At 64.0% G+C, this 12,900-nt stretch carries 10 protein-coding genes; all 10 read left to right on the top strand.

Annotation, left to right across the window (positions count from 1 at the left end):
* Positions 1-47: 47 nt before the first annotated feature.
* The 10 genes from AB1411_07300 (at position 48) to AB1411_07255 (ending at position 12,899) form a co-directional block, all read left to right on the top strand.
* Positions 48-1,514 carry a PAS domain S-box protein gene (locus tag AB1411_07300; protein ID MEW6543400.1) on the top strand — a complete coding sequence of 489 codons (1,467 nt, stop codon included), beginning with the start codon at positions 48-50 and terminating at the stop codon, positions 1,512-1,514.
* Between the two features lie 4 nt (positions 1,515-1,518).
* On the top strand, positions 1,519-2,199 hold the full coding sequence (locus AB1411_07295; protein MEW6543399.1) for a response regulator transcription factor: 681 nt from the start codon (positions 1,519-1,521) through the stop codon (positions 2,197-2,199).
* A 146-nt stretch (positions 2,200-2,345) separates the two neighbouring features.
* Entirely contained in the window at positions 2,346-2,828 is a 483-nt protein-coding gene (locus tag AB1411_07290) for a MarR family winged helix-turn-helix transcriptional regulator (GenBank protein MEW6543398.1), read from the top strand.
* A 15-nt stretch (positions 2,829-2,843) separates the two neighbouring features.
* Positions 2,844-3,461, top strand: coding sequence for a hypothetical protein (locus tag AB1411_07285; protein ID MEW6543397.1), 618 nt, complete (start codon positions 2,844-2,846; stop codon positions 3,459-3,461).
* A gap of 162 nt (positions 3,462-3,623) precedes the next feature.
* The gene (locus tag AB1411_07280) at positions 3,624-5,462 is read left to right on the top strand and encodes a PAS domain S-box protein (protein MEW6543396.1); all 1,839 of its coding nucleotides are present in this window, start codon (positions 3,624-3,626) and stop codon (positions 5,460-5,462) included.
* Positions 5,459-5,914 carry a response regulator gene (locus AB1411_07275; protein MEW6543395.1) on the top strand — a complete coding sequence of 152 codons (456 nt, stop codon included), beginning with the start codon at positions 5,459-5,461 and terminating at the stop codon, positions 5,912-5,914. Before AB1411_07280 ends, AB1411_07275 begins: the two co-directional genes overlap by 4 nt.
* Positions 5,915-5,922: 8 nt before the next feature.
* Positions 5,923-7,863 carry a response regulator gene (locus AB1411_07270; GenBank protein MEW6543394.1) on the top strand — a complete coding sequence of 647 codons (1,941 nt, stop codon included), beginning with the start codon at positions 5,923-5,925 and terminating at the stop codon, positions 7,861-7,863.
* 168 nt (positions 7,864-8,031) lie between these two features.
* Entirely contained in the window at positions 8,032-10,389 is a 2,358-nt protein-coding gene (locus tag AB1411_07265; protein MEW6543393.1) for a PAS domain S-box protein, read from the top strand.
* Between the two features lie 253 nt (positions 10,390-10,642).
* The gene (locus AB1411_07260) at positions 10,643-11,212 is read left to right on the top strand and encodes a TIGR00645 family protein (protein ID MEW6543392.1); all 570 of its coding nucleotides are present in this window, start codon (positions 10,643-10,645) and stop codon (positions 11,210-11,212) included.
* A gap of 331 nt (positions 11,213-11,543) precedes the next feature.
* The gene (locus AB1411_07255) at positions 11,544-12,899 is read left to right on the top strand and encodes an outer membrane protein transport protein (protein ID MEW6543391.1); all 1,356 of its coding nucleotides are present in this window, start codon (positions 11,544-11,546) and stop codon (positions 12,897-12,899) included.
* Position 12,900: the final 1 nt, after the last annotated feature.

The raw sequence follows: 12,900 nt of genomic DNA, 5'->3' as shown, positions 1-12,900 counted from the left end.
GTATCTATCCCCCTATTCCTCCCCCGTCTCCTGAAAGGTGAACGACCATGCCAGGGAAACGAAGGGCCGGCCCAAGCATCCGACGGAAGAGAAGCCAACGGAACCCCGACCAGCGCGAGGCCCGCCTGCGCGCGATCCTGGACGGCGCGCTCGACGCCGTGATCGGGATGGACGCGAGCGGAAGGATTACGGATTGGAATAAACGGGCCGAAGTCATTTTTGGATGGATGCGAGGCGAAGCGCTTGGGCGAAGACTCGACGACACGATCATCCCTCCCCGATATCGAGAAGCCCACGAGCGCGGCCTTCAACATTTCCTCGCCAGCGGCGATGGCCCTATCCTGAACCGGCGCATCGAGACCACCGCCTTGCGCCGAGACGGGACCGAGTTCCCGGCAGAGCTCACCGTGACGGCTTTGAAGGAGGGGAAGTCCTACTCCTTCAGCGCATTCGTCGCCGACATCACCGAACGCAAGCAGGCGGAGGAGGCTCTGAAGAAGAGCCAGCAAATCCTCGAGCAGGCCCAGCAGGTGGCCCAATTGGGCATCTGGCACTGGGACATCCCGACCAATACGGTGACTTGGTCCGACCAGTTGTACCGCCTTTTCGGCCTCAAGCCCGGTGACTTCCCCGCAACCTACGAGGGATTTCTCAGCCTGGTCCATCCAGAGGATCGGGACGCACTCCGTACCACCATTGATTGCACCTACCGGAGCGGTCGGTCGTACGAAACGCAGTTCAGAGCTCTCCGCCAGGATGGGACCTTCTGGTGGAACCATTCACGCGGGGAGGTCATCCGGAACGCCAACGGAGTGTCTATCGCCATGATCGGTGTGGCCCAGGACGTCACCGAGCGCAAGCGGGCGGAGAGGGATTTGCAGCAGAGGGAAGAACAACTCTGGGAGATGCTGGGACAGCGAGAGCAACTCTCCCAGGACCTGCACGACAACATCATCCAGAAGATCTACGCCGTCGGTCTTCACCTTGAAGAAAGCAAGCAACTCCTCGCGGAAGACGTGACTGCGGCGTCTGGGAATCTGGATCGGGCCATTGCGGATTTGAACGGCGTGATAAGGGATGTGCGCAACTATATCAGCGGGATCGATCCCGGCACCATCAGCTCGACGCGGCTGCGGGCTGAATTGGCCAAGCTGGTCCATGACGCGGAGGGCGCACTGTTACCGCGATTCCGACTCAGGCTGGACCCGGACGCCATTGCTCGCCTGAACGTGGAACAAGCGAAGCAGGTGCTCTTGATCGCGAGGGAAGCCCTGAGCAACAGCCTTCGACATTCCCGAGCCAGAAACGGGTTCCTGTCGCTCCGGGCGCAACCCGACCGCCTTCGCCTGGAAATCGTCGACGACGGAATCGGCTTCGATGCTCGACAGGATGACTTGTCGGGTCATGGACTCCGCAACATGACGACTCGCGCACAAAAGCTCGGCGGCCGATTCGAGGTCGTCTCCGCCCCCGGCCAGGGCACGAGAATCATCGTGGATTTTCCCAAGGAGTAGTTCCGTGCAGAAGCCTCGTGCGAAGCCGATCCGTGTGCTGCTGGTAGACGACCACGCGATCGTGCGGGTCGGCCTGCGCACGGCGCTCAGCAGAGCCAAGAGCATCGAGGTTGTAGGCGAAGCGGGGACCGCAGCCGACGCCGTCGCCGAGGCCTGCCGCCTGAAGCCCGACGTCGTCCTGATGGATGTCCGCCTCCCGGATGGCAGTGGGATTGAGGCCTGCCGGGAAATCCAAGCTCGCTGCGCCGACTGCCGCGTCCTGTTCCTGACATCCTATTCCGACGAGGACGCCGTCACCGCATCCATCTTCGCCGGAGCCCACGGGTACTTGCTGAAGGAGATCGGCGTTGAGTCTCTCATCCGAGCGGTGGAGACCGTTGCCGCCGGACAATCCATTCTGGACCCATCGTTGGCCCAACGCGCGCTGGCACGTGTGAAATCCTTGTCCGAACAGGCCGCACAGGGAAAGAAAAAGGAGGAGGAGGAGGAGGAGGAGCAATTATCGGCCCAGGAACAACGCGTGCTGGCCTTGGTTGCCAAAGGCAAGACGAACAAGGAAATCGCCGCTGCACTTGGCTTGAGCGACAAGACCGTCAAGAATTATCTCAGCCACGTGTTTCAAAAGCTGCAGGTGACACGCCGCTCCCAAGCCGTTGCCCTTTTTGTGAAGAAATCCGGCCAGTAGGTCCATTCGGCCCTAGAGCAATAGGGCCACAATTCTCATTCCGCTACCCCCCGAACGGTCCTAATGGCTCTACGCATACACTCCTAAAATTATCGCTATTTTGAAGTCCTAACAATCTTGACTCCAAACCGTTGGAGGGCTAGCCGGTGAGTAGAGCGGCGCTCATGGACCACCACGAGAGGGAGTGGCAGCCCGTTGCCAAGGAGGTCTCAACGGGACTGACGAAGATCAGCCTCGCCCTTCGCAGTCATGCCTGGCGGGCGTCCGGCGCCCACCACATCAGCCCGACCCAGGGCCACGTCCTCTCCTTCCTCCGCTCGCACCCGCATCCCCCAATGACCCTCACCGCTATTGCCGGACACCTGGGCATCACCCCCGCAACGGCCAGCCAGGCGGTTCAAGCTCTCGTCAGAAAAGGGTTGGTCCGGAAGAGCCGTTCCAACACTGACGCTCGGGCTGTTTCCATCTTCCTGTCCGCCAAGGGCAGGCAGAAGGCCGAGCAGGCGGCCCGGTCTGATTTCCTGGCCACGGCGGTCGAGAGTCTGCACCCGATCGAGCAGGAGCATCTCCTGACCGCCCTGACCAAGTTGGTCCGTACGCTTCCCGGAAAGAGCAAGACAAAAGGATAGAGAGAGGAGAAGCCTATGCTGGTGCGCGAGTTCCTCTCATCCGAGTTCCTGCCGCACGGACAGTGTCTCCTGTGGCAGTCTGGGCTCCTGTGGCTCCATGCCGCCTCGGACACCGTGATCACCATAGCCTACTACTCGATCCCGGCTACGTTGTTGTACTTCCTTTCCAAGAGACGAGACCTGGCCTTTCCCTGGGTGTTCCTTCTCTTCGGGAGCTTCATCTTTCTCTGCGGGACGACGCACTTGGTCGGCGTCTGGACGCTCTGGCAGCCGGTCTATTGGCTCGATGGATTCGTCAAGCTCATGACGGCCGGAGTGTCCATCGCCACGGCGATCCTTCTCGTGCCGCTGATCCCCAAGGCGCTGGCCCTTCCCAGCCCAGCTCAGTTGGAGACGATGAACCAGGAACTGCGTCGCGAGATAATGGATCGCAAGCAGGCGGAAGAAGGGCAGGCGCACCGTGCGAAGGAACTGGCGCACGCGAACGCCGAATTGGAGCGCTTCAACCGCCTGGCAGTCGGCCGGGAACGACGGATGATCGAGCTCAAGCGGCAGATCAACCAGTTGCTTCAAGAAACAGGAAGGCCGCCCGCGTACGACCTGTCCTTCGCTTCGGAAGAGCGCATCGCCTAGTTGAAGCGGCCGCGAGAAAGACCCGTGACGGACCTACGGAGAACCAGAATCCTCGTGGCGATCGCCGCGCTGATCGCCACGATTTTCGCGCTGGACCTGTCCACCCCCCTGGGCATTGCCGCGCCGCTGCTTTTTCTCCTGCCTGTGTGGCTGTCCTTCTGAATGCAGCAGCGACAGACCCTCGTTCTCGTAGCCTTCACCTGCACCGCGCTGATCGTGTTGGGCTATTTTCTCTCTCCGGCAGGCCCGCCGACCACCCACATGGCGCTCGGCAACCGTCTGCTGGCGATCAGTGCCTGTTGGATCTCCGCCATCCTGGTCAGACAGGCACAGAGAAGCCAGCGAGCGCTGGAGAGCGAGGTCGCAGAGCGCACCCGCGCCGAGGAGGAATTGAGACGGCTGACTGCGACGTTGGAAGTGCGCGTGGCCGAGCGGACCAAGGAGTTGGCTACCTCCCGGACAGCGGCCCTCAACATGATGGAGGACGCCGAAGAAGCCAGGAGAAAGGCGGAGCAGGCGGAAGCCGCGCTGAGGAAGTCCGCGGAGGCGATTCGCGACCTGTACAACAATGCACCTTGCGGATACCACTCATTGGACAAGGACGGCGTCTTCGTTGCCATCAATGACACCGAACTCCAATGGCTCGGCTACACGCGCGACCAAGTGATCGGCAACATGAAGGCCAGCGACTTCTTGACTCCCGAGAGCCAAGCAATTTTCCACGCGACATTTCCGCGGTTCAAGGCAGAAGGCTCCGTGCGCGATCTCGAATTCGAGATGGTCAGAAAAGACGGCACGATCCTGCCCGTACTCCTGAACGCCACCGCCATCATGGATGCGGAAGGCAAGTACGTGTCGAGTCGCTCGACCGTCTTCGACATCACCGCGCGAAAGCGGGCCGAGGAAGAGCGCGACCGCTTCTTCATGCTCTCGTTGGACATGCTTTGCATCGCCCACAAGGACGGCCATTTCAAGCGCGTCAGTCCCGCGTTCACGCAGACGTTGGGGTGGAGCAACGAGGAACTGCTGGCGCGGCCTTTTCTCGACTTCGTGCATCCCGACGACCGTGCGGCCACGCTCCGCGAGGTCGAGAGGCAGGTCGTTGGCGGCGAAAAGGTCCTGCAGTTCGAAAACCGGTACCGGCACAAGGACGGCTCATGGCGCATACTGTCGTGGAAGTCGGTCCCCCAGCCGGACGGGACCATGTATGCCACCGCGCGCGACATCACCGAGCGCAAACGCCAGGAGGAGACCCTGCATGAGCTGAACCGCGAGCTGGAGCGCCGGGGCGCTGCCCTGGAGGAGGCAAACAAGGAGCTGGAGGCCTTCGCCTATTCCGTGTCCCACGATCTGCGCGCCCCGCTGCGCCACATTGACGGGTTTACGGACCTGTTGCGCCGGCATCTCGCCCCTTCCCTCGACGAGAAGGGAGCGAGGTACCTCCAGACGATCTCGGATTCAGCCAAGCAGATGGGCCGTCTCATTGACGACCTGCTGATCTTCTCCCGGATGGGCCGGGCCGAAATGCGCCTCGCGGCCGTCCCCCTCGACCGGCTGGTCAAAGAGACGCTGAACGATCTGAAGCCGGACACGGACGGCCGCACGATCGCGTGGCACATCAACTCGCTCCCCACCGTGCAGGGCGACCCCTCCATGCTCAAACAGGTATTCCTCAACCTGATCGGCAACGCGGTCAAGTACACCGGCCCACGGGAACGGGCGGTCATCGAGGTCGGCCGCCTCGAACAGCCACCGGCCAGTGAGACCGTGATCTACGTCAAGGACAACGGCGTCGGGTTCGACATGCAATACGCCCACAAGCTCTTCGGCGTGTTCCAGCGCCTGCACAGCGCGAACGAGTTCGAGGGCACGGGCATCGGCTTGGCCAACGTCCGCCGCATCGTCCACCGGCACGGGGGACGGACCTGGGCCGAAGGGGAAGTCGGCAAGGGCGCCACCTTTTACTTTTCCCTACCCGGCATACGCGGAGGAGCGGCATGACAGACCTGAAACGCATCCTGCTGGCGGAAGACAATCCCAAGGACGTGGAGCTGACCCTGGCCGCGTTGGAGGAGCTGCACCTCGCCAACGAGGTGCTGGTCGTCAACGACGGCTCCGAGGCCCTGGACTATCTCTACAGCCGCGGGAAGTTCAAAATGCGCGCCCCCGACAACCCGGCCGTGATGCTGCTGGACATCAAGATGCCCAAGGTGGACGGGCTCGAAGTGCTCCGCACGATGAAGGCCGATGCGCGGCTCAAAACGATCCCCGTCGTGATCCTGACCTCCTCGCGCGAGGAGAAGGATCTCGTGGAAGGGTACGAGCTGGGCGCCAACGCCTACGTCGTGAAGCCCATCGATTTCCAGCAGTTCATCGACGCGGTCCAGCAACTGGGAACCTTCTGGGCCATCATCAACGAACCGCCGCCTGGAAGCGCGCCGAAACCCAAGTGAGGATCCCGATGGCCTCGCCCCTGCACATCCTCCACGTGGAAGACAATCCCTCCGACGCTGCGCTCGTGCAGGGCATGCTGGAAGCGGAAGGCCTGACGCTCGATGTCGCTCGCGTCGAGAGCCGCGAGACTTTCCTGTCGGCCCTGGAGGAAAACAGCTTCGACCTGATCTTCTGCGATTTCACGCTCCCATCCTTCGACGGCAAGTCGGCGCTGGCCCTGGCACGGCAGCGATATCCGGACATTCCGTTCATCTTCATCTCCGGCACCATCGGCGAGGAAGCGGCGATCGAGGCGCTCAAAGCCGGCGCCACCGACTACGTCCTCAAGACCCGCCTCGCCCGGCTGGTGCCGGTGGTGCGCCGCGCCGTCCATGAAGCGAAGGAACGGCATGAGCGCAAGAAGGCGGAAGAGACGCAACGGCGTCTCTTGGCCATTCTCGAGGCGACCACGGATTTCGTGGGAACCGCGGACAGGGACGGCCGTCCCCTGTACGTCAACCAGGCCGGCCGGAAGCTGCTAGGGATCGGGGAGGGCGAGGACATCTCGGGCACGGTCATTTCCGATTACCACCCTGACTGGGCGAAACAGCTCGTGATGGCGGAAGGCCTTCCCACCGCCCTGCGTGCGGGGGTCTGGAGCGGCGAGACCGCCCTGCTCACCCGAGACGGGCGCGAGGTGCCGGTCTCCCAGGTCATCCTCAGTCACAGGAACGCCGCGGGAGAGGTGGAGTACTACTCCACGATCGCCCGGGACATTTCGGAGCACAAGCGCCTGGAGGAGCAGTTGCGCCAATCCCAGAAGATGGAGGCGGTCGGGAGACTGGCCGGGGGAGTGGCCCACGATTTCAACAACCTGCTGATGGTCATCAAGGGCTACAGCGAGCTCCTCCTGACGCGGACGGACCTGGACGTCCAGCTCCGGAAGGAGGTCGAGGAAATCGGCAAGGCCGGCGAGCGCGCCGCCGCGTTGACCAGGCAGTTGTTGGCCTTCAGCCGCAAGCAGGTGCTCCAACCGGCGATCTTGGATCTGAAGGTCGTGCTCGCCAACATGGACAACCTGCTGCGGCGGGTCATCGGCGAGGACATCATCCTCAAGACGGTGAGCGACCCAGTGCTGGGCCGCGTGAAAGCCGATCCCGGGCAGATCGAGCAGGTCATCATGAACCTGGCCACCAATGCCCGGGATGCGATGCCGCAAGGGGGGCATCTGACCGTCGAGCTCAGAAACGTGGAGCTCGACGAAACCTATGCGCAGACCCACATCGGCGCCACCCCAGGCCGCTACGTGATGCTGGCGGTCAGCGACACGGGGTGCGGGATGGATGCGGCCACCCGGGCCAGGATCTTCGAGCCGTTCTTCACGACGAAGGAACCGGGCAAGGGGACCGGCCTGGGCCTGGCCACCGTTTACGGCATCGTGAAGCAAAGCGCCGGGCACGTCTGGGTCTACAGCGAGCCGGGCCGCGGCACCACCTTCAAGGTCTACCTGCCGCGGACAGAGGAAACCGCTGTATCAAGCGCCACGGAAGCCGCAGGCGTTGCGCCGCCGCTCGGGACGGAAACCATCCTGCTGGTGGAAGATGACGAGAGAGTCCGGCAACTGGTCGGCGACATGCTCAAGCAATACGGCTATACCGTGCTGATCGCCCAGGACGGCAAGGAGGCCCTGCGCATCGCTCAGGAGCACAAAGGCGTCCTGCACTTGCTGGTGACCGACGTGGTCATGCCGGGGATGAGCGGCCGCATCCTGGCCGGACGCATCGCGCTCTTGCGCCCGGAAGAGGTAAAGGTGATCTACATGTCCGGATATACGGACGACGCCATCGTGCACCATGGGGTGTTGGACGCGGACGTGGTCTTCCTCCAGAAGCCCTTCTCGCCCGAAACCCTGGGACGCAAAATCCGGGAGGTGCTGGACGCTCCTCGGAACCAGCGAGGCGCCGGCTGATCGTCGCCTCCGAACTTCCGGTTCATCCTCCCAGACCACAATCGCACAGCCGGCGTCCCTCCACGACGTTCCTTGACAACAAAGACGGCAGGGCGTACTACCATGCCTGTTCCCTAAGGAGGCCGGACGCTCGCGCGCGGCGGGCGAGTGCCGCCGGCCTGTGGCTCAATGGACCCTCCCTTGCGGCAGGCGGAGACGTTCGGCAACGCCGAGCCCGCTCCCATGGACCCGGCCTCGGGCCCATCCGGCTTGGGCTCTCAGGCGCTCCGCGCCGAGCAGATTCGGCTGCTCTATCTCAACGCCCCCTTCGGCCTCATCGCGATCGTCGTCAACAGCCTGATCCTGACCGTCATCCAGTGGCCCGTCGTGACCACGACCGCGCTCCTGGGCTGGCTCGCCTATACGCTGGCGCTGGCCAGCGGGCGTTTTCTGCTGGTGCGCCGGTTCCGCCGGCGCCAACCGGCCCCTTCCGCCATGAGCCGGTGGGGCCGGCTCTTCGTCGCCGGCGCCGCCCTCTCCGGCCTGGGGTGGGGCTCAACTGCGCTGTTCCTGTTTCCCGAACACTCCATCGCGCATCAGGTCTTTCTCTCGTTCGTGCTCGCGGGCATGACTGCGGGGGCGGTCACTACCCTGTCCCCCGTCAGGGAAGCGTTCCTCAGCTTCGCGATCCCGACCCTGGTGCCGCTCGCTCTGCGCTTTCTGGCTCAGGGGGACCCTCTCGGATATGCCATGGGCGGGATGGTGGCCCTCTTCACGGTCATCATGGCGTTCGTCGCCCGCAAGATGCACGACACGTTGGCCACCTCCCTGACCCTCCGGTTCGCCAACGAGGGCCTGATCGCCGACCTCACCCGGCAGGTCGAAGAGCGGCGGAGAGCCCAGGAGGCGCTCCGTCACGCGCACGACGAGTTGGAGGACCGGGTCCGGCAACGAACCGAGGAGCTGGCCGGCGCCGTCGAGCGCCTTCAATCTGAAAACGTCGAGCGGGCCAGAGTCGAGGCGGCGCTTCGAGAGTCCGAGGCCCGATTCCGCTCGATCATCGAATCCACCCCCGACGGGGTCATCGTCTCGGATCAGCAGGGCACCATACTCCTGTGCAACGGCAGCGTCGAGAGCATCTTCGGGTACGGCCGGGGCGAATTGACCGGCCTGCCCCTGACGTGCCTGATGCCGGAGCGATTCCGGGAGCCTCACCTCCGCGGCCTGGAGCGGCTCGTCTCAACCGGCGAGTCCTCGCTGATCGGCAAAACCGTCGTCATGACGGGGCTGCGGAAGGACGGCGGCGAGTTTCCCCTGGAGCTGGAGCTCTCAAGCTGGCAGGCGGGCACCCGGCGGTATGTCAGCGCGATCATCCGCGACATCACCGAACGGCAGCGTGTCGAGCACCAGCTTTGGCAGGCCCAGAAGATGGAAGCGATCGGGAGGTTGGCCGGCGGCGTGGCCCACGACTTCAACAATCTGCTGACCGTCATCGTGGGACAATGCGCGCTGCTGCTCCGGCGAATCGGGCCCGAGGACCCGGCGCGGCGAAAGATCGAGGTCATCGCCAACGCGGGGGAGCGGGCGACCTCTCTCACCCGTCAGCTTCTGGCCTTCAGCCGGCAGCAAGTCCTGGAACCCAAGGTGCTGGATCTGAACGCGATGATCGCCAAGGTGGCGCCGTTGCTCCAGCACCTGATCGGCGAGGACATCCAACTCACGACCTCCCTGGAGCCGAACCTGGGCTGCATCAGGGCCGATCCCGGACAGACCGAGCAGGTCATCTTGAACCTGGCCGCCAACGCGCGCGACGCCATGCCCGGCGGCGGCCGTCTGACGATCGAGACCCGAAGCGTCCATCTGGACAAGGCGGTCGAGCCCGCCTCCCCGCCCATCCAACCGGGGACCTACGTCACGCTCGCGGTCAAAGACACGGGGTTCGGCATGGACGCGGACACGCTCGCCCGCATCTTCGATCCCTTCTTCACCACCAAGGCTCCCGGCAAGGGGACCGGTCTGGGGCTCGCCACCGTGTACGGGATCGTCGAGCAGAGCGGGGGCGCGATTTTGGCATCCAGCGAGCCCGGCCAGGGATCCACGTTCCGGATCTACTGGCCCCGCGCCGAAGGAACCGGCGAGGCCGCCGATTCCCCCGCGCCCCATTCCGACGCCGTCATTGGCTCCCCCACGATCCTGCTCGTCGAAGACGAGCCCATGGTGCGCGAGCTGGCGGCGGACATTCTCCGGGAAATCGGCTACACGGTGCTGGAAGCCGGGAACGGCCACGCCGCGCTGCAGGTCTGCCAGAGGCATTCCGGTCAGATCCACCTGCTGCTCACCGACGTCGTGATGCCGGGCATGAGCGGGAAGGAGCTCGCGGACCGTCTTCTGGCCGTCCGCCCTGGCCTGAGAGTCCTCTACATGTCCGGATACGCGGACCATCCGAGCCTGCACCACGACTTCTGGCAGAACGACATGGATTTTCTCCCCAAGCCCTTCACCGAGAAGACCCTCACGCGCAAGGTCCGGGAAGCCCTGAAACAATGAGGCGCGCTCCGCTCCTCACGCAGGTGGAATTCTCCGGACCGTCCGGTCTAAGATAGCCCCCGCTTGCGGCGAGCGCGTCCGCGACGATCCGGGGTTCGGTTGGCCTGACGCCTCTCCTCCCGCCCCAGGCCGCCTCATCGCCTTCCCGCCACGTCCCCCCTCGCAACATCGGTGGATCAAGGCGTCCGGTCGGCCTCGCTCGACGCCACGACGCCCAAGCAGGCACAACAGTCCACAACCAGAAGGAGGTCCTATGTCGAACGTCGCCCAGCCGTCCCATGTCCCAGCCGCCGTGCCTGGCTCCGGAGGCGGTGTCAGCCGGATCGAGCACGGCTTCGAAATCGTCGTTTTCGCCAGCCGGTGGATCCAGGCGCCGCTGTACGGCGGTCTGATCGTGGCGGAGCTGCTGTACGCGTACAAGTTCATCACCGAACTGTGGCACATGGTCGCCGAGATTCGAGAGCTGCCTGAGACGATCTTCATGCTCGGCGTGCTGTCGCTGGTGGACATCACGATGGTGGCCAACCTGTTGACGATGGTCGTGATCGGCGGCTACGCGACGTTCGTGAGCAAGCTGGACCTGGAGGGACACCGGGACCGGCCCGACTGGCTGAGCCACGTGGATCCCGGCACGATCAAGGTCAAGCTGGCGGCCTCGTTGATCGGAATCTCCAGCATCCACCTGCTCAAAGCCTTCGTCAACATCGCCAACGTCAGCCAGGAGCACGTCAAGTGGCAGATCCTGATCCACCTGACGTTCCTCGGGTCGGCGATTCTGCTGGCTACCACGGACAAGCTGATGCAGAAGGAGAAGCGGCACTGACGCAAGCCGACTGGCGGCGGATCAACGTCTCGCCGATCCGCCGTATGAATTGACAAATTTCGGTCGGCGTGAGATATGGATTTCCCCTAGGAGGCTGTTGAAAAACCATTTGCTACCTCCGCACACAGCACGGCGCGAGATCGCGGACGCAATCAGAGGACACCACAGGATGTTCAAAAAGGTCGTCCAGCGCGGCCGCAGCCAGCGAGGAGGCGAGGCGTACTCTTTTCGGTACGTTGAGCCTCTGAGCGCCGCGAGAACAGAGCTGGCGGACTCTTTCAACATCCTGCCAGGAGAGAACCCTCGCAGGGAGAGGGTTGGAGGAGTCTACGTGGCAGCGCGTCAATCAGCCCCTCGCCTCCGCGCACGGGAGCCGGCTCGCCCCAGGCGGGATCGGCTGGCCGGCCCCGCTTCCGGCTGGGGCCCGGCCATTCTGATCGCGGTGCTGGTGACGCTCCTCACGTCCGCGCCGGCCCGGGCCACGAACGGCCTCAACCTGATCGGCTCCGGGGGCATCTCCTCCGACCTGGCCGGTGCCGACACCGCCGTGGCCACGGATTTCTCGGCCATGAACACGAACCCGGCCGGGATGACCCAGGTCAAGACCCAGCACGCCGGCCTCTCCGTGACCATGCTCCAGCCGCAGTTGCGGCTCAGGAACAGCTCGACCAACCGCGAGGGCGAGAACGATCCGCTCATCATCCCGAACGCCGGGTACATCCGGCACATCGCCGACACCCCGGTGACGGTGGGAATCGGCTTCTTCACCGTGGGCGGGACCGCCTCCGATTTCCGGGACGTGCGGACCGCGCTCGGCACGACCGACAAGACCTCCAGCCAGATCCGCCACTACAAGCTGACCCCCAGCATCGCCTACCAGGTGACGGACAAGCTCTCGCTGGGAGTCGCCCTGGCCATCTCCTATTCGGACGTGTCCCTGGCGGTCCTGCCCAACACGCCGACCGGATTCGAGACCACCGGCAAATGCGACCGGATGAACGGCGTGGCCCCGCCAGGCTCCTGTGCCTACGCCTTCGCGCTCACCCCGAAATTCGGGGCGATGTATCAGATGAACGAGATGGTGACGCTGGGCCTCGCCTACACGATGGCGGCGCCGCTGCCGTTCAGCCGGGGACAGATCACCCGCAACCAGGTAGGGATCGGCAAGGTGACCTACGACGCGGACGTGAACGGGTTCAAGTGGCCGGCCGACCTGTCCGCCGGGGTCGCCCTCCGGCCGAACAAGGACCTGCTCCTTTCGTTCAAGTTCCAATGGATCAACTGGGACGCCGCGCTGAACAACGTGGTGATCAACCTCAAGAACGGCAACAACGCCGCCATGCCCACCGACCAGATCGTCCTGCAGTACCAGTGGCGGGACCAGTACGTGACCGCGATCGGAGCCTCCTACGACGTGACCGATCGGTTGAACGTGCACGCCGGCTACAACTTCGGGAACAACCCGGTCCCGAAGAGCACCCTCGACCCGACCTCGGCCAACATCACCGTGCACCACTTCGCGGGCGGCGCCTGGTACCACCTGGCCAAGACCTTGCGGCTGGACGGCAACTTCACCTACGCGCTCACCAACAACGTCACCTACGACAGCGCCAGGTACGGCAACAACACCACGCTCTCGGTGGGCGGCTACGAGGCCCTGGTCACCCTGAGCTACTGGCCGGAATAAG

The organism is Nitrospirota bacterium (genome assembly GCA_040757595.1).
Taxonomy (GTDB): domain Bacteria; phylum Nitrospirota; class Nitrospiria; order Nitrospirales; family Nitrospiraceae; genus JBFLWP01.
The sequence above is the reverse complement of the archived record's forward strand: the minus strand, read 5'-3'. Positions and strand labels throughout refer to the sequence as shown.

Bases quoted from the DNA above. Each gene is read 5' to 3' on its own strand.
- AB1411_07285 (MEW6543397.1), top strand. From the start codon at position 2,844: ATGCTGGTGCGCGAGTTCCTCTCATCCGAGTTCCTGCCGCACGGACAG.
- AB1411_07260 (MEW6543392.1), top strand. From the start codon at position 10,643: ATGTCGAACGTCGCCCAGCCGTCCCATGTCCCAGCCGCCGTGCCTGGC.
- AB1411_07270 (MEW6543394.1), top strand. From the start codon at position 5,923: ATGGCCTCGCCCCTGCACATCCTCCACGTGGAAGACAATCCCTCCGAC.
- AB1411_07275 (MEW6543395.1), top strand. From the start codon at position 5,459: ATGACAGACCTGAAACGCATCCTGCTGGCGGAAGACAATCCCAAGGAC.
- AB1411_07265 (MEW6543393.1), top strand. From the start codon at position 8,032: ATGGACCCTCCCTTGCGGCAGGCGGAGACGTTCGGCAACGCCGAGCCC.
- AB1411_07280 (MEW6543396.1), top strand. From the start codon at position 3,624: ATGCAGCAGCGACAGACCCTCGTTCTCGTAGCCTTCACCTGCACCGCG.
- AB1411_07300 (MEW6543400.1), top strand. From the start codon at position 48: ATGCCAGGGAAACGAAGGGCCGGCCCAAGCATCCGACGGAAGAGAAGC.